The 22,781-nt window shown below is 56.3% G+C and carries 23 protein-coding genes; 13 read left to right on the top strand and 10 right to left on the bottom strand.

Going from position 1 to position 22,781, the window contains the following annotated elements; translation table 11 throughout:
- Positions 1-436: 436 nt before the first annotated feature.
- A complete protein-coding gene (tldD, locus tag V6N04_RS17935; RefSeq protein WP_371171564.1) occupies positions 437-1,861 on the bottom strand; it encodes a metalloprotease TldD in 1,425 nt (474 codons plus the stop codon).
- Positions 1,862-2,067: 206 nt separating this feature from the next.
- Between tldD and coxB the strand changes: the two genes are divergently transcribed.
- The 10 genes from coxB to V6N04_RS17885 all read left to right on the top strand — a co-directional run bounded on the left by coxB (position 2,068) and on the right by V6N04_RS17885 (position 11,062).
- Positions 2,068-2,928 (top strand): cytochrome c oxidase subunit II, encoded by an 861-nt coding sequence (gene coxB, locus V6N04_RS17930; protein ID WP_371171563.1) that lies wholly within the window; start codon positions 2,068-2,070, stop codon positions 2,926-2,928.
- A 100-nt stretch (positions 2,929-3,028) separates the two neighbouring features.
- Positions 3,029-3,970 carry a heme o synthase gene (gene cyoE / locus V6N04_RS17925; protein ID WP_371171562.1) on the top strand — a complete coding sequence of 314 codons (942 nt, stop codon included), beginning with the start codon at positions 3,029-3,031 and terminating at the stop codon, positions 3,968-3,970.
- Positions 3,970-4,134, top strand: coding sequence for a hypothetical protein (locus tag V6N04_RS17920; protein WP_371171561.1), 165 nt, complete (start codon positions 3,970-3,972; stop codon positions 4,132-4,134). Before cyoE ends, V6N04_RS17920 begins: the two co-directional genes overlap by 1 nt.
- Positions 4,131-4,706: a cytochrome c oxidase assembly protein gene (locus V6N04_RS17915; protein WP_371171560.1), complete on the top strand. Its 576-nt coding sequence runs from the start codon at positions 4,131-4,133 to the stop codon at positions 4,704-4,706. The genes V6N04_RS17920 and V6N04_RS17915 overlap by 4 nt, the downstream gene beginning before the upstream one ends.
- A 26-nt stretch (positions 4,707-4,732) precedes the next feature.
- Positions 4,733-5,533 (top strand): cytochrome c oxidase subunit 3, encoded by an 801-nt coding sequence (locus V6N04_RS17910; protein ID WP_371171559.1) that lies wholly within the window; start codon positions 4,733-4,735, stop codon positions 5,531-5,533.
- 77 nt (positions 5,534-5,610) lie between these two features.
- Positions 5,611-6,285 (top strand): SURF1 family protein, encoded by a 675-nt coding sequence (locus tag V6N04_RS17905; RefSeq protein WP_371171558.1) that lies wholly within the window; start codon positions 5,611-5,613, stop codon positions 6,283-6,285.
- A gap of 14 nt (positions 6,286-6,299) precedes the next feature.
- Entirely contained in the window at positions 6,300-7,685 is a 1,386-nt protein-coding gene (gene thrC / locus V6N04_RS17900; RefSeq protein ID WP_371171557.1) for a threonine synthase, read from the top strand.
- Between the two features lie 5 nt (positions 7,686-7,690).
- Positions 7,691-8,953 (top strand): M16 family metallopeptidase, encoded by a 1,263-nt coding sequence (locus tag V6N04_RS17895; protein WP_371171556.1) that lies wholly within the window; start codon positions 7,691-7,693, stop codon positions 8,951-8,953.
- Positions 8,953-9,537: a GNAT family N-acetyltransferase gene (locus V6N04_RS17890; protein ID WP_371171555.1), complete on the top strand. Its 585-nt coding sequence runs from the start codon at positions 8,953-8,955 to the stop codon at positions 9,535-9,537. The genes V6N04_RS17895 and V6N04_RS17890 overlap by 1 nt, the downstream gene beginning before the upstream one ends.
- A gap of 121 nt (positions 9,538-9,658) precedes the next feature.
- Positions 9,659-11,062 (top strand): FAD-binding oxidoreductase, encoded by a 1,404-nt coding sequence (locus V6N04_RS17885; RefSeq protein WP_371171554.1) that lies wholly within the window; start codon positions 9,659-9,661, stop codon positions 11,060-11,062.
- 150 nt (positions 11,063-11,212) lie between these two features.
- Here the strand turns inward: V6N04_RS17885 and V6N04_RS17880 are convergent, their stop codons facing one another.
- The 3 genes from V6N04_RS17880 to V6N04_RS17870 form a co-directional block, all read right to left on the bottom strand.
- Entirely contained in the window at positions 11,213-11,752 is a 540-nt protein-coding gene (locus tag V6N04_RS17880) for an adenine phosphoribosyltransferase (protein ID WP_371171553.1), read from the bottom strand.
- A 73-nt stretch (positions 11,753-11,825) separates the two neighbouring features.
- On the bottom strand, positions 11,826-12,695 hold the full coding sequence (locus V6N04_RS17875; RefSeq protein ID WP_371171552.1) for an S-methyl-5'-thioadenosine phosphorylase: 870 nt from the start codon (positions 12,693-12,695) through the stop codon (positions 11,826-11,828).
- A gap of 65 nt (positions 12,696-12,760) precedes the next feature.
- A complete protein-coding gene (locus tag V6N04_RS17870) occupies positions 12,761-13,342 on the bottom strand; it encodes a hypothetical protein (protein WP_371171551.1) in 582 nt (193 codons plus the stop codon).
- Between the two features lie 210 nt (positions 13,343-13,552).
- On the opposite strand from V6N04_RS17870, the gene V6N04_RS17865 reads away from it, so the two are divergent.
- Complete coding sequence (locus V6N04_RS17865; RefSeq protein ID WP_371171565.1) at positions 13,553-15,151, top strand: SulP family inorganic anion transporter; 1,599 nt, start codon at positions 13,553-13,555, stop codon at positions 15,149-15,151.
- On the opposite strand, the gene V6N04_RS17860 is transcribed toward V6N04_RS17865, so the two are convergent.
- Positions 15,148-15,804 carry a CatB-related O-acetyltransferase gene (locus V6N04_RS17860; protein ID WP_371171550.1) on the bottom strand — a complete coding sequence of 219 codons (657 nt, stop codon included), beginning with the start codon at positions 15,802-15,804 and terminating at the stop codon, positions 15,148-15,150. The genes V6N04_RS17865 and V6N04_RS17860 overlap by 4 nt on opposite strands.
- Positions 15,805-15,903: 99 nt before the next feature.
- Complete coding sequence (locus tag V6N04_RS17855; RefSeq protein ID WP_371171549.1) at positions 15,904-16,509, bottom strand: flavin reductase family protein; 606 nt, start codon at positions 16,507-16,509, stop codon at positions 15,904-15,906.
- Positions 16,510-16,580: 71 nt separating this feature from the next.
- On the opposite strand from V6N04_RS17855, the gene V6N04_RS17850 reads away from it, so the two are divergent.
- Complete coding sequence (locus V6N04_RS17850) at positions 16,581-17,087, top strand: GNAT family N-acetyltransferase (protein ID WP_371171548.1); 507 nt, start codon at positions 16,581-16,583, stop codon at positions 17,085-17,087.
- 7 nt (positions 17,088-17,094) lie between these two features.
- Here V6N04_RS17850 and V6N04_RS17845 read toward each other — a convergent pair whose 3' ends face one another.
- From V6N04_RS17845 to V6N04_RS17835, 3 genes are all read right to left on the bottom strand, one after another.
- Entirely contained in the window at positions 17,095-17,376 is a 282-nt protein-coding gene (locus tag V6N04_RS17845; protein ID WP_371171547.1) for a hypothetical protein, read from the bottom strand.
- Positions 17,377-17,454: 78 nt separating this feature from the next.
- Positions 17,455-19,710 carry a phosphoenolpyruvate--protein phosphotransferase gene (gene ptsP / locus V6N04_RS17840; protein ID WP_371171546.1) on the bottom strand — a complete coding sequence of 752 codons (2,256 nt, stop codon included), beginning with the start codon at positions 19,708-19,710 and terminating at the stop codon, positions 17,455-17,457.
- A gap of 316 nt (positions 19,711-20,026) precedes the next feature.
- Positions 20,027-20,545 carry a hypothetical protein gene (locus V6N04_RS17835; RefSeq protein ID WP_371171545.1) on the bottom strand — a complete coding sequence of 173 codons (519 nt, stop codon included), beginning with the start codon at positions 20,543-20,545 and terminating at the stop codon, positions 20,027-20,029.
- 211 nt (positions 20,546-20,756) lie between these two features.
- Here V6N04_RS17835 and V6N04_RS17830 point away from each other — a divergent pair, with 211 nt between their 5' ends.
- Positions 20,757-21,188, top strand: a complete 432-nt coding sequence (locus tag V6N04_RS17830; protein WP_371171544.1) for a hypothetical protein — start codon at positions 20,757-20,759, stop codon at positions 21,186-21,188.
- Positions 21,189-21,329: 141 nt separating this feature from the next.
- On the opposite strand, the gene V6N04_RS17825 is transcribed toward V6N04_RS17830, so the two are convergent.
- Positions 21,330-22,565 (bottom strand): aspartate kinase, encoded by a 1,236-nt coding sequence (locus tag V6N04_RS17825; protein ID WP_371171543.1) that lies wholly within the window; start codon positions 22,563-22,565, stop codon positions 21,330-21,332.
- Positions 22,566-22,781 lie beyond the last annotated feature (216 nt).

Below are 22,781 nucleotides of genomic sequence, written 5' to 3'. Positions count from 1 at the left end.
CATTCCCGCGCTGGACTGGCAAGTAGGGCTGGATCAGCGCGTATTGATTTTCTGTTATCTCATTCATAACAGATACCTAGCATCAAATAGCACTAAGTAATAGTGTTAACAGGCCCTAGTTCAAACGTCATACCATAGATAGTGGCTGAAGTAATGCAGCCTACTCCCAAGGCGATAACAAGGCGTGGTCTAGAGCGCTTTGTGATTATCCAGTACAATAAGGTCGCCAACGTGATGTTAAACACCCCTGCGATACTACCAAGTATCAGGAATAACCCAAGCACAGTTGCGAACTGCACTACTTGGTATGCATAGGTGCCGTAAGTAAACGTGTGCTGAAAAGCACTGGCAGCTGCAACAACAGTTGCTCCGAGAGCTATTGATCCAGTGATTGCTCCTAGACCGGCAAATAGGCAATGCTTCAGACGAGGCGTATTCAAGCCGCAGCACCCCCAACCGTCAACCCTCCGATAAGCAACGAAGGCTGACCAACTCCGACCGGAACCGACTGCCCGGCCTTGCCACAAGTGCCGATCCCCGGGTCCATCGCCATATCATTGCCGATGGCGCGGATTTGTTTCATTGCGGCGGGGCCGTCGCCGATCAGGGTGGCGCCTTTGACGGGCGCGCCGACTTTGCCGCCTTCGACCAGATAGGCCTCGGTGCAGGAAAAGACGAATTTACCGTTGGTGATGTCGACTTGCCCACCACCGAAACCAACAGCATAAATGCCGTCCTTCAGGCCGCTTAGCACCTCTTCAGGTGTGGCGGTGCCGCTTTCCATGATGGTGTTGGTCATGCGCGGCATGGGCGCGTGGGCATAGCTTTGACGCCGTCCATTGCCTGTCGGAGCGACCCCCATCAGGCGCGCATTTTGGCGATCTTGCATATACCCAACCAGCACACCGTCTTCGATCAAAACCGCCCGGCCCGTTGGCGTGCCTTCGTCGTCGACTGACAGCGATCCGCGGCGGTCGGGCAGGGTGCCGTCGTCGACAACAGTCACGCCCTTGGCTGCGACTTGTGTGCCCACAAGACCCGAGAACGCCGAGGTGCCTTTACGGTTAAAATCGCCTTCAAGGCCGTGGCCGACGGCTTCGTGCAGCAAAATTCCGGGCCAGCCGTTGCCCAGCACAACATCCATGACACCGGCGGGGGCGGGTATGGCCTCTAGGTTAACCAATGCGATACGCAACGCCTCTCGGGCCGAGGTCTGCCAGTTTTCAGGAGCCATCAATCCGGTCAAACCAGCCCGCCCGCCGCCCCCCGAAGAGCCGCTTTCGCGTCGTCCGTCTTTCTCGACGATGACTGAGACATTAAGTCGCGTCATCGGGCGCGTATCCGACACCAAGACCCCATCGGGACGAAGGATGTGAACCTCTTGCAAGCTGGCTGCAATCGTGGCCGAGACCTGAACCACGCGCGGATCAAGGTCGCGGGTGAAGGCGTCAATCTCGCGCAGGGTCTCGACCTTCAGGCCAAAGCCTGCGTCCGCCATCGGATCAGCGTCAGTATAGAGCTTTTGATTGGTGCGCGTTGGTGCATCGGCCCACGTGCCGCCCCCATCACCGACCGCAAGCCGCGCCGTGGAAGCTGCGCGCAGCAAGGCTGTTTCGCTGATTTCGGTCGAATGCGCATAGCCAGCGGTTTCGCCTTTGACGGCGCGCAGTCCAAACCCTTCGGAGGCATCATAACTGGCCGTTCGCAGTCTGCCATCGTCAAATACAAGCGCTTCGGACCGTGTTCGTTCGAGAAACAACTCTCCGTCGTCTGCGCCAGATGTCACGTCGGCGACAAGGGAACGGGCCGTTTCCAAGTCCAAATGAGTCTCGAATGGGCGAAAGGGGGTGACGTCGGTCATGGGGGCCTCGATTTCGTGCAAAACGGGGAATTTGTTGCTTAACCCGCGAAGGTTTTTCCTTGTTCCCTGCTTTCTAATATGGTTTCACACCAAAGAGAAACAAGGATTCCCGCGCCAGCGCACGGGAGAGGTATGAGCGAGCGCCAGCCGGGACCGCAAATTGTCGGCATTTCGCGCCGCGCCGCACAGGGAAGAGAAAGACGAACATGATGCGTTTCAGCAGCCTTTTCGCCACTGCAACAGCGATTTTGACCGCCGGACAAGCGATGGCACAGCAAAATCTGGAAGTCATCGGCCAGCCTGTTCCTAAGGGAACCGGGTTCCAGCCCGCTGCGACCAACATCGCCGAGGCGGCGCAGGGGTTGGATGACATGATCCTTTATATCATCATCGCGATTACGCTTTTTGTGACCGCGTTGCTGATTATTGTAGTTTTCCGCTTCAACCGTCGTGCCAACCCAGAGCCCGCGACCTTTACACACAATACTCCGATCGAGATTATCTGGACATTGGTGCCGGTCGTTATCCTTGTGTTTATCGGAGCCTTTTCGCTGCCTGTACTGTTCCAGCAGCAGGTCATCCCAAAGGGTGATGTTGTGATCAAGGCAACAGGTTACCAGTGGTATTGGGGCTATGAATACCCCGAGCACGAATTCGGGTTCGATAGCTTCCTTTTGGACAAAAGCGCGCTTGAAGCGAACGGCTATAAAGAAAGCGACTATCTACTTGCCACGGACACAGCTGTGGTTGTGCCCACTGGTAAGAAGATCGTGTTTCAGGTCACCGGCGCTGACGTGATCCATTCTTGGACCATCCCAGCTTTTGGTGTGAAACAAGACGCCGTTCCGGGCCGCCTGGCGGAGTTGTGGTTCGAAGTTGAGCCCGGCAACGAAGGCATTTATTTTGGTCAGTGCTCTGAGCTTTGCGGCAAAGACCACGCCTATATGCCGATCACCGTCAAAGCGGTTACCGAGGCCGAGTATCAAGAGTGGCTGAAGGGCGCTGTTGAGGAATATGCCGGCAACGCCAACAGCCTGCCAACCGTTCAGGTCGCGCAAGCCGAGTAATCATCAGGGATGGCGGACAGTTATCCGCCGTCCGCTTCGCTGCCCTGATATGGGCGGTGTTCGTAAGTCAAATGCATCTAGCCAGATCGTGTAATCCAACATGAGCGACGCCAGTATTCACACCAAGTCAGAAACCCGCGAAGCTGGGTTTGGAGACTATTTCGCGCTGTTGAAACCGCGCGTCATGTCGCTTGTCGTGTTCACAGCACTGGTTGGCTTGTTGGTGGCGCCCGTTGGTGTAAATCCGGTTGTGGGTCTGGCCTCGATCCTATTCATCGCGGTGGGCGGGGGTGCGTCTGGTGCTTTGAATATGTGGTGGGATGCCGATATCGACCGCAAGATGAAGCGCACCCAATCGCGACCAATCCCGTCAGGTAAAGTGACTGAAGGCGACGCGTTCGCCATCGGGATCACGCTGTCGGTGATGTCCGTCGTCATGCTGGGGCTTGCTGCCAATCTTGTTGCTGCTGGTCTTTTAGCCTTCACGATCTTTTTCTACGTGGTCATCTATACGATGTGGCTGAAGCGCTGGACGCCTCAGAACATTGTCATCGGTGGTGCCGCTGGGGCATTCCCTCCGATGATAGGCTGGGCGGTTGCAACCGGCGGGATCAGTATCGAAAGCGTCTTGATGTTCGCGCTGACCTTTGCCTGGACACCACCGCATTTCTGGGCGCTGGCTTTGTTTACCAAGGGCGATTATGCAAATGCGGGCGTGCCTATGCTGACTGTAACCCACGGGCGCAAAGCAACGCGTGCTCATATTTTGGGCTATGCGCTGGTCTTGGCCGTCGTGGCGATTGCGCTGGGCCTGACATCGATCGGTGGCCCTGTCTATATGGCGGTGGCACTGGTGTTGAACGCGATGTTCATCAAGGGCGCGTTTGATGTGTGGCGTCGCGATGATGCAGCCTCGGATGCGGACAGTCACAAGGCTGAACGTGGCCTGTTCAAGCTGTCGCTTGCCTACCTATTCTTGCACTACGGCGCGCTTTTGGTCGAAGCCTCGTTGAAGCCCTATGGGCTAGGAGGTTGGGGTTGATGGCGATCAAGGTTGATCACGAACTTCACAAACGCCGCTTAAGCCGGAATGTAGGCGTGGGCGTGGCATTGGTGCTGTTTGTTGGCTTGGTTTACGGATTGACCGTTGCCAAGGTTAGTGAACTTTATACGCCAGCCCCCTCCACGTCAGAGGCAAGTCAATGAGCCTGACGCGCAACCAAAAGACCGCTGCAAAGATGGTCGGCGTGGTGATTTTGATGGGATCGCTGAGCTGGGCCTCTGTCCCGTTTTATGACTGGTTTTGTCGTGTGACGGGTTTCGGAGGTACGACATCTGTTGCGGGCGAAGCCTCTGACCGGGTGCTGGATCAGACTGTACTTGTTCGTTTCGATGCCTCAAAAGAACGCGGCATGCCGTGGGATTTCAAACCCATGCAGCACGAGATGGAAATCAAGCTGGGCGAAACCGGTTTGGCCTTTTACGAAGCGTATAACCCCACCGACCGCCCCGTTGCAGGCACCGCAAGTTACAACGTTGCTCCCTATGCGGCAGGCGGCTATTTCACCAAAATCGATTGCTTCTGCTTTGAAGAACAGGTTCTTCAACCGGGCGAGCGCGTGACGATGCCGGTGACCTTCTATGTTGACCCAGAGATCGTTGATGACGGCGAGGCAAAATATGTCAAAGCCATCACGCTATCATACACATTCCACGAAACAGAACTGCCCGAAGAGGTTGCGCAGCTTGCGCCGGCTACCGAAGCAGTGCAAAACTGAGCCAGAAGAACAGGGACTATACGCTTATGGCACACGCTAAGAACCACGATTATCACATTCTACCGCCCTCGATTCATCCGTTTATCGGAGCTCTTTCGGGGTTCGTCATGCTTTTCGGGGCTGTCCAATGGATGGCCAACGGTATTCCGTGGATTTTCTTCCTTGGTCTGGCGGGCGTTCTTTATGTCATGTACGCTTGGTGGTCGGATATCGTCCACGAAGGTCAAACCGGTGATCACACCAAAGTGGTTCAAATCGGCCTACGCTACGGCGTGATCCTGTTCATTATGTCCGAGGTCATGTTCTTCGTGGCTTGGTTCTGGAGCTTCTTCAAGAACGCCATTTTCCCGATGAGCGATAACTATCCCGCGGTGGATGGCCCTTGGCCTCCGGTCGGGATCGAGGTGTTTGATCCATGGCATCTGCCCCTGATCAACACGCTGATCCTGCTGTTATCAGGCTGTGCCGTGACCTGGGCGCACCATGCGATTGCGCATGAAAACAACCGTAGAGACCTCGCGAACGGCCTTCTTATTGCAGTGCTTTTGGGCGTGTTGTTTACGATTTTTCAAGCCTACGAATACACCCACGCGGCGTTTGGTTTCTCGGGCAACGTTTATGGCGTGAACTTCTTCATGGCGACTGGTTTCCATGGTTTCCACGTTATCGTCGGGACACTGTTCCTGCTGGTGTGCTTCTTGCGCGCCCGTGTCGGCCATTTCACACCAGAAAGCCATGTCGGCTTCGAAGCCGCGGCTTGGTACTGGCACTTTGTAGACGTGGTTTGGCTGTTCCTGTTTGCCGCGATCTACATCTGGGGCAGTTGAACCTGATCGGCTGATCGTCCTATCTGGGGCGCGAGGGGGAAACCGCTCGCGCCTTTTTGCTTTTCGGAAATTCGCTCATGTCTTTGCGCCAGATCGTAGCTATCGCCCTTAGCCTTGCCGTCCTTGCCCTGTTCATCGGGTTGGGCATATGGCAGGTGCAGCGCCTTCAGTGGAAAGAGGGGGTGCTGGCCGAGATTAGCGCGCGTATCGAGGCACAGCCTGTGGCCTTGCCAGCGACACCTGGCCCCATTGATGATAAATACCTGCCCGTTGAAGTGACCGGCGAAATGCGCGATCTGACATTGCGGGTGTTGGTCAGCACAAAACAATCCGGTGCAGGCTACCGTTTGATTTCTCCGTTGGCGACGGACGGTGGGGATGTGATGATTGATCGCGGGTTCATTCGTGTGGATCAGAAACAGCCACCCGTGCAGACAGGGCCAGTAACGGTCGTTGGCAATCTGCACTGGCCCGATGACCGAAGCGGCGCAACACCAGACAATGACGTAGACAATAACACGTGGTTTGCACGCGATATCCCCCAAATGGCCGAGATTCTTGGCACGCGCCCGGTTCTGGTCATCGCCCGCCAGATTGATCCGCCTCAGGCGGGCGTGGCGCCTTTACCCGTTACGACCGAAGGTATCCCCAATCGTCACCTGGAATATGCAGGGACATGGTTTTTGCTGGCCCTTACATGGTCGGTGATGACACTTACCTTGCTTTGGCGTAAGAAACGCCGACACTCCTGAAGGACTCACACCAGATGCGCTATATTTCGACCCGCGGTGACGCACCTGCACTCAGCTTTGAAGACGCGATGCTAACCGGTCTTGCGCGTGACGGCGGCCTGTATGTGCCCGAGACTGTGCCGACCATGTCAAAAGACGAAATTGCTGCACTGGCGGGTCTGCCTTACGAGGAAATCGCCTTTCGGGTGATGCGTCCGTTTGTGGGCGATACCTTCAGCGATGACGAGTTTGCCGGGATCATCGCTAAGGCCTATGCGGGCTTTAACCACGATGCGCGTGCTCCCTTGGTGCAACTGGGCCCGAACCACTTTCTGCTCGAACTGTTCCACGGCCCGACCCTGGCTTTCAAAGACTTCGCGATGCAGCTGATTGGCCAACTGTTCCAAGTTGCGCTTAGCCGTCGCGGTGAAAAAGTGACCATTGTGGGTGCAACCTCGGGCGATACTGGATCAGCCGCGATCGAGGCGTTCAAGGGGCTTGATGCGGTCGACGTATTCATCCTGTTCCCGCATGGCCGCGTGTCGGATGTGCAGCGCCGCCAGATGACTACTCCGTCCGAGAGCAACGTGCATGCGCTGGCCGTCGACGGGGACTTCGATGATTGTCAGGCGCGTTTGAAGGATATGTTCAACGACTTCGAGTTTCGCGATCGGGTGAAGCTGGCAGGAGTGAACTCGATCAACTGGGCACGGGTGTTGGCGCAGGTCGTATACTATTTCTCATCGGCTGTGTCGCTGGGTGCGCCCCATCGTAAGGTCAGCTTCACTGTTCCGACGGGCAACTTTGGCGATATTTTCGCAGGCTATATCGCCAAGAAAATGGGGTTGCCGATTGACCAGCTGGTGATCGCGACCAATCAAAACGACATTCTGCACCGCACTATGGAAACAGGCGCCTATACCAAAGCGGGGGTGACGCCGTCGATCAGCCCGTCGATGGATATTCAGGTGTCTTCGAATTTTGAACGCGCGCTTTTTGATGCGTATGGGCGCGACGGTAAGGTGGTTGCCGATCAGATGGCTGATTTGGCAGATGGTGGGTTCGCGATTTCGCAAGGTGCGATGGAGTTTCTGAAGGAACAATTTACTTCTGGTCGTGCCTCGGAGGAGGAAACCATGGCGCAGATCAAACAGAGCTTCGCCCAGACGGGCGAGGTTCTGTGCCCGCACTCCGCTGTTGGTGTGAAGGTGGCTGAAGAACACCTTGGTGACAGCCCGATGATTACCCTTGCCACCGCGCATCCCGCGAAATTCCCTGCCGCCGTCAAAGACGCGTGCGGCCAAGATGCGCCCCTGCCACCACATATGGCAGATCTTTTTGGACGCGACGAACGCGTGACCCGTGTGGCAAATGATCTTGGCGCGCTTGAGGCGCTGATTTCCGAGCGGACAGGACGGTAGGCTAAATGAGTGTGAAACTGGACAAGTTGCCCAATGGTGTGCGCGTCGTGACAGAAACGATGCCGGGGCTTGAAAGTGCGTCGTTGGGCGTTTGGGTGGCCGCAGGTGGTCGTCACGAAACGTCGTCTCAGAATGGTATTGCGCATTTCTTAGAGCACATGGCGTTTAAGGGCACGCAAAAACGCTCGGCGCTTGAGATTGCTGAGGCGATCGAGGATGTAGGCGGCTATATCAACGCGTATACGTCGCGCGAAGTCACAGCCTATTATGTACGTGTGCTGAAAGATGACGTGGCACTTGGACTGGATGTCATTTCCGACATTGTTCTTAACCCCGTTTTTGACCCATCCGAGATCGAGATCGAGCGCGGTGTGATTTTGCAGGAAATCGGTCAAGCGCTCGATACGCCGGATGATGTTGTGTTTGATTGGCTGCAAGAAGCGGCCTTTCCCGACCAACCAATGGGGCGGACCATTTTAGGCCCGGCCGAGCGCGTGCAGAGCTTTGGGCGCGATGATTTGTCGAGCTTTGTGGCTCAGCACTATGGTCCGGATCAGTTGATCCTTTCCGCGGCTGGCGCGGTGGATCACGAACAGATTTTGCGGTTGGCCGAGGCAGCCTTTGGCCATCTACAGGCCCGCCAATCCCATGTGGTCGATGCGGCGCATTGGTCAAGCGGTGAGCGCCTTGAAGTGCGCAATGGGTTGGAGCAAGTGCACTTCACCCTTGGACTGGAAGCGCCGAGCTATCGCGACGACGGTTTCTATGCGGCTCAATTGTTCACTTCAGCGCTGGGTGGGGGTATGTCCTCGCGCCTGTTTCAAGAGGTGCGCGAAAAGCGTGGGTTGTGCTATTCGATCTTTGCCCAGCTTGGGGCGTATGACGATACCGGGATGATGACGATTTATGCAGGCACGTCGGGCGAAGATATCGCTGATCTTTCGGGCCTTTGCATCGACGAACTCAAGCGCGCGGCTGGCGATATGTCTGACCGAGAGATGGAGCGTGCGCGCACGCAGCTGAAGGCGGGTCTTTTGATGGGGCTGGAAAGTCCGTCGGCCCGGGCCGAACGTATGGCGCGTTTGGTGGCGATTTGGGATCGCGTGCCGTCCTTGTCCGAAACGGTTGAGAAGATCGATGCCGTCACGCTGGCCGATCTGCGCAGTTTTGGGGCCGGTCTGCATAGCAGTGAAATGGCGATGGCTGTTTATGGCCCGGCCGGCCGGGCTTATGGCCTTGAAGCATTGAAAGAGAGGCGTGCGGCATAATGCTGGGGCGCTCGAAGAAGGTCAGGATAGAAACAGAGCGTCTGACGCTGCGCCCACCCGCGCATAGCGACTATCGGGCGTGGTCTGCGTTGCGCACAGCCAGTCGTGACTTTCTGACCCCATGGGAGCCGACATGGGCACAGGACCATCTGAGCCGTAAGAGTTTCACCAATCGGGTCTATTGGGCCAGCCGCTCGATCCAGGGGGGGACCGCGCTTCCGCTGTTTCTGATCCGGCGTCAGGACAAGGCTTTGATCGGCGCAATCACCCTAGACCACATTCGGCGAGGTCCCGCACAGGCGGGCACGACCGGCTATTGGGTGGGCGAACGATTTGCCCGCCAAGGTTATATGCGAGAAGGCCTGGAAGCGGTCGTTCATTACGCGTTCAACGAGCTTGATTTGTCACGGCTAGAGGCGGGTTGCCTGCCAGAGAACGCTGCGTCGCGTGGCGTGTTGGAGCGCGCAGGTTACAAGTATGAAGGTGTGGCGCAGAGCTATCTTCAGATCAACGGGCGCTGGCGCAATCATGTGCTTTATGCCAACCTTCGTTCGGACCGGCGCGGGCGAACGCAGGCGGGATGAGCCGATTGGCCGTGAAGGCGACCGGCTCGGGCTCCTTTGCAGGAGCGCTCACCGGTCGCTGGGGCCACGCGTTCCGCTCGGCCCCAGTGGATATTTGTGACAAGAAAAAAGGGGCAGTGGCGTGAGATCAGCAGACGCATCGGTTGAGGCGGCGTTGCGGTCGCGATTGTCTGATGAGGCGCTCCGCCCGCTCGGCCCCGGATATCTCGAAGAGCCGCGTGGACTGTTTCATGGTGACGGCGGGATTGTTGTCGCGCCGTCGACCGTGGACGATGTTGCAAGCGTGGTGCGGTGTTGTGCAGAAGCATCGGTTCCGGTCGTCCCGTACGGCGGTGGAACCGGGCTGGTGGGTGGGCAGGTCATGCCGGGGGCGGCGCCGGTCATTCTGACCTTAGAGCGCATGACGCGTATTCGTGCGGTACATGAAGCCGAGGCTGTTTTGGTCGCCGAGGCTGGGGCCGTATTGGCCGACGTTCAGGCGGCTGCGGGTCAAGCTGGAAAACTTTTCCCTTTGTCGCTGGCCTCGGAAGGGTCTTGTCGGATTGGCGGTTGTTTGTCGACCAATGCCGGGGGGCTGAATGTCTTGCGCTATGGCAGTGCGCGCGATTTGTGTCTTGGTGTAGAGGCTGTGTTGCCTGATGGGACCATTCATCATGGTCTAAAGCGATTGCGCAAAGACAACACAGGCTATGATTTGCGTGCGCTCTTATGTGGGGCAGAGGGGACTTTGGGCGTGATCACCGCCGCGAGCCTTCGTTTGTATCCGCGGCCAGCGGCGTTTGGGACGGCGCTTTTGACGGTACGCGATCCCGCCGCCGCCTTGGAACTGTTGTCACTGGTTCAAACACGGCATGGCGCAGATCTTAGTGCATTTGAGTTGATCAAAGGGGTCGGGTTTCAGTTTTTGACGTCTGCTGGCTTAGGTGGGGCTCAACCCTTTCGTGACGTACCGGACTGGTCGGTGTTACTGGAGCTTGGGTTTGGGCCGGATCGTGATCCGGTTGCCGCCCTTATGTCTTTGTATGAAGCGGCAGAGACGGCGGGTCTATGTGACGATGGTGTGATTGCTCAGAGTGACGCACAACGCAGCGCTTTGTGGAAGTTGCGTGAAGAAATTCCGCTGGCCAACAAGCATATTGGCTCCATCTCGTCGCATGATATCTCCCTGCCAATCTCGTCCGTTCCGTCGTTTCTGGCCGAGGCAGACGCCGCGCTTGCACGATTAGGGACGTTCCGCGTGAATACGTTCGGCCATTTGGGAGACGGTAACCTGCATTACAATGTGTTTCCGCCAAATGGCGAACGCTCAGATAAGTATGCAGATCAGCGCCAAGATATACGCGACAGTGTGTATGGGTTGGTGCGCCAATATGACGGATCATTCAGTGCAGAGCACGGTATAGGGCGTCTGAAACCAGCGGAGTTGCAGAGATATGGCGATCCCGGTCGTCTGGCGGCGATGCGGCAGATCAAGGATGCGCTGGATCCGAAGGGGATCATGAATCCGGGTGTGATCTTCGGATGATCTGTCCAGTTGTTTTATGAAACTTGTTGCACCTAAAAGAAAACGCCCTGCCGGGGTGGGGCAGGGCGTCGCGCGATTTGTTATGCGCGCAAGCAGCGCCTGTACTCCGAACAGGCAAGTTACGATTAGCGCATCAGGGTTAATGTAAGGTTACAACCCTTCAAATTCACACAAGACATGGACATCCATGCCCAAGGCCTCGATCTTCTTGCGCCCACCCAACTCGGGAAGGTCGACGATGAAGGCGCAGCCTACGATCTCGCCACCCAATCGTTCGATGAGTTTGATACCGGCTTCGGCTGTACCGCCCGTTGCTAAAAGATCGTCCACCAGCAACACTTTTTCGCCGGGCTGGATCGCGTCGTCATGCACCTCGACAATGGCTTCGCCATATTCCAACGTGTAGCTTTCTGACAAAGTGGCGCCGGGCAGTTTGCCCTTCTTGCGGATCGGCACAAAGCCAAGGGTCAACTGATGCGCAATGGCGCCGCCAAGGATGAAACCGCGTGCCTCAAGCCCGACCACTTTGTCGATCTGCATACCGGCATAGGGATGAAGCATCTGGTCGACCGCCATGCGAAAGCCGCGCGGGTCGGCAAAAAGGGTCGTAACATCGCGAAACAAGATGCCCTCATGCGGAAAGTCGACGATGGTGCGGATGTAGTCTTTGACGGTTTTGCCCTTGTTCATACGAGCGCCTTTCACAATCTGAAATCCAAAGCTGGTTTGACCCAATCCATACCATCGCGCAAGGGGCGCTTGGTCACAGGACACGCCCAGCCACTGCATCCAATTTGGTTAATAGCGCCGGATCGCGTTTGTCGGGTGCCGTCATGATGGCCATATCCAAGGCCCGGTCACATCCGTGTGGGCAAGGTGAGCGGTCAGCGCCAAGCAAAGCCGGCAGTCCGGCCACCATACGCTTGGCCTTGTCGCCGTTTCCGGTGAGCGTCGCGATCACTTGTGCCACGTCAACCTCGTCATGGTCAGGGTGCCAGCAATCGTAATCTGTAACCATCGCGACGGACGCATAACAAAGCTCGGCCTCGCGTGCGAGCTTGGCTTCGGGCACGTTGGTCATCCCGATCACATGCGCGCCCCATTGGTCGCGGTACATACGGCTTTCGGCCAATGTTGAAAACTGAGGTCCCTCCATCGCCAGATAAGTGCCGCCCTCATGTACAGTCACACCTGCCCGACGCGCCGCAGCGGCGCAGGCCGATGATAGGCGCGGGCAGGTGGGATGGGCGAAACCCACATGGGCCACGCAGCCCGACCCAAAGAAGCTTTTGTCGCGCGCGAATGTGCGGTCAATGAATTGATCTACAACGACAAAATCACCCGGTGCCATTTCTTCTCGAAAGGAGCCACAGGCCGAGACACTGATCACATCTGTGACACCCAGACGTTTCAGGGCGTCAATATTGGCGCGGTAAGGAACATCCGAAGGCGCATGCACATGGCCGCGTCCATGTCGTGGCAAGAACGCAATTTTCACGCCGTCGAGCACGCCGGTTAACACCTCGTCGGACGGAGTGCCCCACGGGCTGTTCACCGCCGTCCAACCAGCCTTCTCCAGACCTTCAATGTCGTAGATGCCCGAGCCACCTATGATCCCGATCATGGTATCCATCGTCGCCCCTTCCCTCCGTTGCAATCAGAGATTGATGGGTTCGGTGTTGGGGCGCAAGCCAGAAATCACGGACGATCCGGTAAAGCGGGCAAGTTGCGGGCACGTAGCTGATCTTGCAGATCGTTCAAGCCCTCACCTACGCGGGCAAGCGGCCAGCGCAGCGATTGCTGTTTGCCGTGACGGTCGCGAAAATCAAAGGCGAAACTGTCGCTTGTCTCCATTTCGGCCAGAAGGTCGACTGCATCCTGACCAGAATAAGTGCAGCTTAGCCCCGTCAAACATCCCGGGTGCAGACTGGACCAGACCGAGGCGCCGTCTCGCAATATCCTAAAGTTACCGGGAACGAACAACGTGCCAGGTTCGATCCCAAACTCTACGCTTGCGCCGTTCTCCGAGGCCGTAACAAACAAAAATTGTGCGGCAAATTCCGGTCGTGGTGAAAAGACATCAACGCGGCGTAGATAGCAACGCTGGATGAAATCTGGACCTTCCCCCCGTTCGTCGCAGACAGTGTCCCAACCCTCGCGTGTTTCTTGATAGGTGACGCGCCAATTCGACGGGCGGTCGTTGCCCTCTGCATCTTGGGCGACAGCTGGAACCGCGATCAACACCGCAGAAATTACGCTTAGTATTCGCTCGGGTAACATGTTCCATCCTCCGTATGGACCCCATGTGCGGTTCTTGCTGGTTCACAGTCCAGTCACGTTCGCGGGACCTATCGGGTTCCACCCAGTGCTGATTGGTATTTTGGGGCTATTTCTACGGGCTATAATCCTGTATGGGCACGGTTCGCGAACAAGTTACCCCAAACGAGGTGTCCCGTGGCCCGAGCCCTGCTGGCAAGTTTTGCCAATCGAATTGAACGTCCTGATCTGCGCTTGTCTCCGTCCGAGGCGTTGACACCGAACCGCATCAAGATCGAGGTGCTTTCTGGTCTGACCGTGGCATTGGCCTTGGTACCAGAGGCCGTGGCTTTCGCCTTCGTGGCCGGGGTCCATCCGCTGGTCGGTCTTTATGCAGCGTTCATGGTCGGGCTGATCACATCTGTGATTGGTGGTCGCCCGGGGATGATCTCGGGTGCGACGGGTGCACTCGCGGTTGTGATGGTATCGCTGGTGGCCAAGCACGGGGTCGAATATCTGTTCGCAACGGTTGTCCTGATGGGCCTGTTGCAGGTTTTTGCGGGCGTGATGCATTGGGGAAAATTCATACGGCTCGTTCCGCACCCGGTGATGCTGGGGTTTGTGAACGGGCTCGCGATTGTGATTTTCCTGGCGCAGCTTACGCAGTTCAAGAACCCTGATAACACCGAGGAATGGCTAACAGGCCTGCCGCTTTATATGATGTTGGGTCTTGTGGGCCTCACGATGTTGATCATTTGGGGTATGCCCAAACTGACCAAGGTCATACCCGCGCCACTGGCCGGCATTGGCATTGTCGCGGGGATCGTAATTGTGTTCGGCATCAATGTGCCCACAGTTGGCGATCTGGCATCCATCAAAGGCGGTTTGCCCAGCTTCCACAACCCGTTCGGCGTGGGCGAGGGGCTGTATCCTCCGTCGATGCTGGCTCCTTTCAACATGGAGACTTTGTGGATCGTCTTGCCCTACGCAGTGATCCTTGCGGCCATCGGATTGATTGAAAGCCTGCTGACCCTGAACCTTGTGGGCGAGATGACAGGCCATCGCGGAGGTGCGTCGCAGGAATGTATCGCGCAGGGTACGGCTAATGTTGTCACTGGTTTCTTCGGCGGGATGGGCGGTTGTGCCATGATCGGTCAGTCGATGATTAACGTGAAATCGGGTGGACGGACCCGTATTGCGGGGATTGCCGCTGCGGTGTTCTTACTGCTCTTCATTGTCGCAGCGTCGTCCTGGATCGAGAAGATCCCGCTCGCTGCTCTTGTCGGTGTTATGTTCATGGTTGTGGTCGGTACGTTTGCTTGGAACTCGTTCCGGATCCTGCGCCGTGTGCCAAAAACCGATGCATTTGTCATTCTTCTGGTGACCGTGGTTACCGTCTATGAAGACCTTGCAGTCGCAGTTGTCGTGGGTGTGATCGTTTCAGCGCTGGCATATGCGTGGAATGCGGCTGCCCGCATTCATGCAGTCACCCGCGTGGAAGGTGACCGTAAAATCTATGAGATCGAAGGCCCGTTATTCTTTGGGTCAGCTGACGGTTTCAGCCAGCTGTTTGACGTGCAAGGCGACCCCGACCGCATTGTGATCGAGTTCGAACGCTCGCGCGTTGTGGACCAATCCGCATTGCAAGCCATCGAAGCTGTTGCCCTGAAATACGAAGCGGCAGGCAAGAAGATCCAGTTGCGCCATCTGAGCCGCGACTGTCATGATCTGCTGACCAAAGCCGGACACCTGATGGTCGATAGCGATGACGACCCCGATTACGAGGTCGCCGCCGACTATTCTGTACGAACAGGGATTTTGGGCAGCCACTAATCTTTCGGCGCTAGCGCTTCCAAACCCTCAAGATCGCCCGTTTCCAACGCGTTTCGGGCACGGGCGATCAACTCTACCGGCCAATCCCACCAGGCCAACTGGTTCATTCGCGAAACGTCGCTTTGTTGCAGGCGCATTCTGACAATTTTTGCCGGGTTGCCTGCCACAATCGCATAGTCGGGGACATCATCGCGCACCACAGCACCCGCGCCGACGATGACGCCGTTGCCGATGGTAACCGCAGGACAAACAATGGCGCCGTAGCCCAGCCACACATCATGTCCGATGCGCGTGTCGCGATTGTCAGGCTGGGCCATGACCTCTTGATCAAGTGTGAATATTCCAAATGGGAAGCTGGTAAGCCCATGATAGGCATGATTGGCTGAAGCGGTGATGAAGCGGACACCACTGGCGATCTGGCAGAACTTGCCGATGATCAGACGCCCTTCGGACATCGGAAACAAATAAGGCGCAAGTCGTGAGGCCCATCCGTCAGGTCCGGGTGGATCAAAGTCCGAGGCATAGGTGAAAGCACCCACCTCGATATTGGGCTGGTCAATCACATTGGACAGAAAAACGGTGCCTTCGTGGTGCGAACCATCGGGCAGGGTGACGGGGTGGACGCGCGTTGCGTCGGGCATGACAAGTGGCATGGGACCTCTTTTGAGAAAAGAAATGTGGACGTCAGGCCGCTTTGTTCATGTCACCCTCCAAGGTTCTGATTCCAGCTTAGCAGTGATGGTTGGATGCGTCTATTCGCCCGGCCGGTTCAGCGTGAACTTGTCATCGACGACGGTGTAGTCTCGGTATCCCAGCCGTGCCACGGGGCGTGCGAGGGTGATGTCAAAAATGCCGCCCATCAGGCAGTCGTCGCGCAGGTGGATGCCTATCACTTCGCCAAAGCAGACAACGTTTTCGTCTCCCGGCAGACGCGTGATCTGGGTCAGTTTGCATTCTAACGCTGCAGGGGCCGCGGGCAAGCGAGAGGCGGCGATGGTCGAGCATTCGACACGCTCCAATCCTGCCTTCGATATTTCATCGACATCTCGCCCGTAGCTGCCGGATGAGACGTTCATCGCATCGGTTAGATTTTCGCCCACCATGTGAACGCAAAACACGCCCGTCGCGTTGATGTTGTCGACGGTGTCCTTTCCCAAATCGCGATCTTCTTTGCCCGAGGTCGTTGCAAACATCACTTGAGGGGGCTCGTAGGCGACGCCGTTAAAGAACGAGTAGGGCGCGAGATTTTCGGAACCATCAGCGCCGCGCGTGCTGATCCATGCGATTGGGCGCGGCACAATCAATGCATTGAACGGATTATGCGGCAACCCGTGCCCATTCTTTGGCTCATAGAACACTCGCTTCTCCCTTCCTTTTTTGCGCTCAGCCGTGATAGCAGCAAAGAACGGCAGAAGGCGAGGGGCGGCAGGTGTATCACCTGAAGGAAGAAACTGAAGAGGATTGGTGGGAGGTCGAAGCGCTCTATGATTTGTGCTTTGCACCCGGCCGCGAGGCTTTGTCTTCCTATCGGCTACGCGATGGTGTCGATTCAGTTTCCCAGTTGTCCTTGGTGGCGCGCGATGGTGATGGGATTGTGTCTGGTGCGATCCGATACTGGCCCATTCAGATAGTCAGCGAAGGTGCGCTGCACGATGCGCTTTTACTTGGACCGGTTGCTGTGCACCCGACCCGCCAGGGCGAAGGGTTGGGTGGGCATTTGATCCGTGAAAGCTTGTTGATCGCGGACGGGATGGGATTGCCTCGTGTGATGTTGGTCGGGGACGCATCGTACTATACCCGGTTTGGGTTTTCGCGGCTGGACGAGGTTGTGATGCCGCCGCCAACCAACCCCGACCGCGTCCTAGGATATGATCTTGCGGCAGGCAGCTGGGACGATATTGCAGGGCAAGTGACCCGAGTAACGCCCGCTGCGTGATCCCTGATCAGGACCCCTGAAAAGGGCCGACTTGCGCTGGTTCCGACGCTTGGTGCGCCATGGTGTCCAGTCGCTGCTTCCACGCAATGCTGCGCGATGCATAGCCCCGTTTGCTATGTGGCCAGTAATTTCGCCGGATTGCCGTGATCACCCCGGCCCCAAGTAATGCGAGTGTGCCTGAAGCGGCGTATGAGACCATCGCCCATACCACCCCGCTATCAAGGCTCATGGCATAGATGGCGGCGAGTGTACCGGTGAAAATTCCGGCAAGGATAAGACTGAACGACATGGGTATTCTCCTTCTTTCGTTCCATCTTTGTTCCAAATGTCTGAAAAAAGTTCTAACACGCTAAAATTTTCTGTAAATTTACGTCGCCGCGCGGTTTTTCTGGGTCAGATAATCCAGGACTGCCGGTCGCACAGATTGTGCCCCAGATAGCCGTGCCTCGTCGATTACGTCCTTCAAGCCAGAGATATCTGTACGTCTTATCAAGTGTTTAACCGGCCCAATAGAGGCCGGCCGCATCGACAGGTTACGCATGCCCAATGCTGCAAAACACACCGCCTCAATAGGTCGGCCCGCGTCTTCGCCACAAAAGCTAAGCGGTGTACGTGCAGCGTCGCATCGGGTCACAATTTCCTCGATCAGGTTCAGGAATGAGACATTCAGCGTGTCATAGCGGCGGCGAACTCGCTCGTTCTCTCGATCAGCGGCATAGAAGAACTGTTTCAGATCATTGCCACCGATTGAGATGAAATCGGCCATGTCATAAAATTGCTGCGGGGCAAACACCATCGAAGGCGTTTCTAGCATGGCACCAATCTCGGTATTTTCGGGCAGAACGTGGCCCAGAGCACGCTCGCGCTCGATTTCGGCAAGAACCATTTCACGGGCATCTCTGAATTCATCGAGTTGAGCGACAAATGGGAACATGACGCTCAGACTGCGGCCTGCAGCGGCTCGGATCAGTGCTTGCAACTGCATCCGCATTACACCGGGCTTATCCAGACCCACCCGAATGGCACGCCATCCCAGTGCGGGGTTCGGTTCGTCCAGCGGGTTCATGTAAGGCAATACCTTATCAGACCCGATGTCCAACGTACGGAATGTGACCTTCTTGCCTTGCGCCGCATCCAAAACGCGCGCGTAAGTGGCCGCCAGTTCGCCCCGTCTCGGAACCCGATCAACGGTTAAGAACTGAAGCTCGGTCCGAAACAGACCGACACCCGCCGCGCCAGAATTTTCAAGCGACGGCAAGTCGGCCATCAAGCCAGCATTCATATGGAGCTTTACTTCGGTGCCGCACCGACCCATGGCCGGTTTATCCCGCAGGCTGCGATAACGCTCTTGTTGCGCGGCCTCCATCGCCATCTTATCGCGAAATGCAGAGACCACCGTTTCTTCGGGCCGCAAATGCACGATGCCGTTCTCGCCATCCACAAGGATATGGTCGCCGTTCAGGGCCTCGGTCGAGATACGACCGGCTTGCACGATTAACGGGATCGCAAGCGCGCGTGCAACAATGGCTGCGTGGCTGGCGACCGAGCCCTCTTCCAATATGATCCCGCGCAAACCCCGCCCATATTCCAACAGCTCGCCGGGTCCAATGTTGGTGGCGATCAGAATGGGGTTTTCTGGCATTTCAGCACCGGTTTCTTCGCCTTGCCCGGTCAGAATCCGCAACAGACGGTTGGACAGGTCGTCCAGATCGTGCAGCCGTTCGCGCAGATAGGCATCGGGTACTTGGCTCATTCGGGCGCGGGCGGCTGATTGTTCCTTCTCGACGGCGGCTTCGGCAGACAAGCCCCGATCAATATCCTGCTGCATCCGACGCATCCAACCTTTAGAGTTGGCAAACATCCGATACGCTTCAAGCACCTGCATCTGGTCCTTGTCTTTGGTCAGTGTGTTGGCCAGCAATTCATCCACAGACACGCGCAAGGTCTCGACAGCTTCCGTCAGCCGCGCCAGTTCCACATCAGGATCATCGGCCACGGGATTGGTCACGACGACGCGGGGTTCATGCAGCCAAACATGTCCTTCGGCAGCGCCCTCTTGGCCGATGCCACCGTTAAACGTGGTCGGGCGCTGGTGCAGGGCGCCCATCGCTTCGCCTTCGCCGATAAATGCGCCAAGTTCGGTCATTTCGGCCAGCACCATGGCAACCACTTCAAGGCCGTAAAGCTCGTCTGCCGAATACTCACGCTCGTCTTTGGACTGAATGACCAACACGCCGAGGTTCTCACCCAGCCGTTGGATCGGGACGCCCAGAAAACTGGAGTAAATTTCCTCGCCAGTCTCGGGCATATATCGAAAACCACGTTCTTGTGGGGCGTTCGTGGTGTTGATCGGGCGGCCGCGACGCGCGACACGACCCACGAGCCCTTCGCCCACGCGCAGGCGGGTTTGGTGAACCGCGGCCGCGTTCAACCCCTCTGTCGCGCAAAGCTCCAGTGTTTCACTGTCCCGAAACAAATAGATCGAGCAAACCTCGACCCCAAGGCTCTCAGCGATCAACGATGTGATTCTGTCCAACCGTTCCTGTCCCTCGGACGCCGAGGCAAGGGTTTCACGCAGCTTTACAAGAAGCTTGCGACTGTCACTTTGTTGGCTTTCTGCCATTCTTGCCGTTCCCTGTACCTGCGGTATCTGTGATCCACTTGGACAAATCACACAGTAGAGTGAGTTGGGACCCTTTGCCAGAAACTCGTTGCACTCATAGACGGATGTTGGGTAGGGCGGCGAGTAATTGCGCATGGCGCAAATGGATCGGGTGACTATTGAATTGGAGCGGCTCTGAAATTTCGCGCCGAACTTAAACGAGTCAAGCGATTGTACAGTGGTACTTAGGACGTTGCCCTAAGTGCGGGACAAAGCTGCGGTCACAGCAATTTCTAGTAAATGTCCAGTTCCACCAGATTCCACACAAATTCACCCATCAGTTTTTCCAATCCGGTGTGGCTTCAAATCGTCCAGATACCGCAATGGGTTGCCGATCAGGATCAGGTTCGAACTCGCCTTCGACACGAATGACCGGCGATATCATTGCTTCAATTGCGAAGCTGAGAGATGTCTCAGAATACTCAAGATCCACCACTGGCACCCTGCCGTCTAGGTCTGGCTTAGCTACGTAGAATCCGCTTTCGGACATAATTGTTACCTCCGCGTCGCTCGAGGCGCCGGGCATAAGTGGTCCGAACAAAAACGCAATACCTGGCGAAGTAAGTTTGCCATCTGAACCAATGCTTCGGGTCCGCGCGCCGATAATTGGAAAGCCGGATCGATTGTCAATCGTGACCGAAGATTTATCTCTTTCAAGGTCCATGGTTGCGACAAGCGAAACCGGCGCATCACCAAGCATTCCTTCAAAAGCGCCGATTGGCGCATAACGGGCATCAAGGTCTTGTGCGGCGAGTGGCGTGGCAGCAAACACTGCAAAAAGTATAAGTAAACGCAAAATCACATTCCTTTAAACTAAAACTATCTAAGCTTCTTAGAATTTGTCCATTAAGTCAAAGGCGGCGCGTTCATATTCAACACCTGATCAGTTTAGATGGCGGCGAAGCGGTTCCGGGTCTTCGTGATTGACAGATGTAACCCGCGACGGACATACAAAGGGCCACAAGAAGAACATCATTAAGAGATTTTTGGACTGTATTGGAGCCAGGATGTCAAAGAAACGAAACGTAGCAGCACTAAGTACGGCAGCATTTCTAACGGTTTGTGTCATATCTGGAGGGGCCGCAAAAGCGCAGCTTGCGCCTGTTGCTGATCCAAACGGATCATTCTCGGGTAATATCGATGGTCATACGATTGCACTGCCCGTGTTGTGTACGCGCTACGCTGACATTCTGGACATTTCATCACACAACCAAGTGATTTCTAACAACACAACCACCGGAGGTGTTGAGCCAGCGCTAAACATCAAGGCATTTGAGACGGGCTTTCAGATCGTAGTGTTTGTTGCTGGCGAGCGTTATAAAATTATGCGTGCAAGAGACACTCTCGAAACGTTTCCCTTTAGTTTGGCGCGTGAGGTTAAGGCAAGTGGAATTGGCAAGATTGAGGTCGATTTCGAGATCACCTGCCCGGAACTCTGAGGCTTTCTACTTCCATTGCAGACGTTCGCGTCAACAGCGTCATCCGACACTTTGGGCGCAAACCGATCATTCGCCCCACAGAATAAAAACGGCCCACCCATCGCGCGATCGCTCTCCGCTCTCGACGAAACTCGCCGACCCTTAAACCTTCTCCAGCTCAAACGCGTCATGCAGCGCCTGCACGGCCAGCTCCATGTATTTGCGGTCGATCAGGACTGAGATTTTGATCTCAGAAGTGGTAATGACTTTGATGTTGATGCCGTCATTGGACAGGACTTGGAACATCTTTGCGGCGATACCGGCCTGCGACCGCATGCCGATCCCGACGATAGACACTTTGGCCACGTCTTGGTCGGCCACGATGTCGTGGAAATTGATATCGCCTGCTGTTTTTGCATCGGTCATGGCTTTTTCAGCCCGTGCGACCTGATCCACAGGGCACGAGAAGGTCATGTCTGTGCGACCCTCCTCCGAAATGTTCTGAACGATCATGTCCACATTCACACCAGCATCGGCCAAGGGCGTGAAGATGGCGGATGCGATGCCGGGGCGGTCGGCCACCGAAATCAGGGTCATTTTCGCTTCGTCGCGGCTATAGGCGACGCCCGAGACTACATTGCTTTCCACGATATCCTCCTCGTCGCAGACCAACGTGCCTGCTTCCGGGTCATATTCCTCGAAACTGCTGAGAACCCGCAGTTTCACTTTATAACGCATCGCCAGCTCGACCGAGCGGGTTTGCAACACCTTCGCACCCAAAGATGCCAGTTCCAGCATTTCTTCGAATGCGATCTTGTCCAGCTTGCGCGCCTTGTCCGAGATGCGCGGGTCGGTCGTATAGACCCCGTCCACATCAGTATAGATGTCGCAACGCTCGGCTTCGAAGGCAGCGGCGAAGGCTACGGCGGTTGTATCTGACCCACCGCGACCCAGCGTGGTGATCCGACCGTCATCGGCGATCCCTTGGAACCCCGCCACGACTGCGACTTTCATGCCCTCGGCGAATTTGGCTTTGATATTGTCGGGCGGGATATCTTCGATCCGCGCGGCCGAGTGCACGCCGGTGGTTCTCACCGGTACCTGCCAGCCTTGCCAACTGCGGGCCGGCACGTCCATTTCCTGTAACCGCAGCGCCATCAGGCCTGCGGTGACTTGTTCACCAGAGCTAACAACGGCGTCGTACTCGCGCGCATCATACAGATGCGACGTCTCGTTCACCCAGCCAACCAACTCATTGGTTTTGCCCGACATGGCCGAGACAATGACGATCACGTCATAGCCATTTGCCACCTCGCGCGCGACCCGTTTTGAGGCCCGGTGGATCCGGTCCAGAGTGGCAACTGACGTGCCACCGAATTTCATCACCAGAATAGGCATGTTAGCCCCAATCCCGTCAGTTTTTCATACGTCCGGGCGTGTTTAGGTGGTGGTGGGTGAAAGTGCAAGGGAGTGGTGAACTGCAGTGAAGAAGCTAGGGCCTGTTAACACTATTACTTAGTGCTATTTGATGCTAGGTATCTGTTATGAATGAGATAACAGAAAATCAATACGCGCTGATCCAGCCCTACTTGCCAGTCCAGCGCGGGAATGTGC

It is taken from the genome of Aliiroseovarius conchicola, assembly GCF_041403445.1.
Classification (GTDB): Bacteria; Pseudomonadota; Alphaproteobacteria; order Rhodobacterales; family Rhodobacteraceae; genus Aliiroseovarius; species Aliiroseovarius conchicola.
Note: the sequence above shows the minus strand (reverse complement) of the source record. Positions and strands in the feature narration are given on the sequence as shown.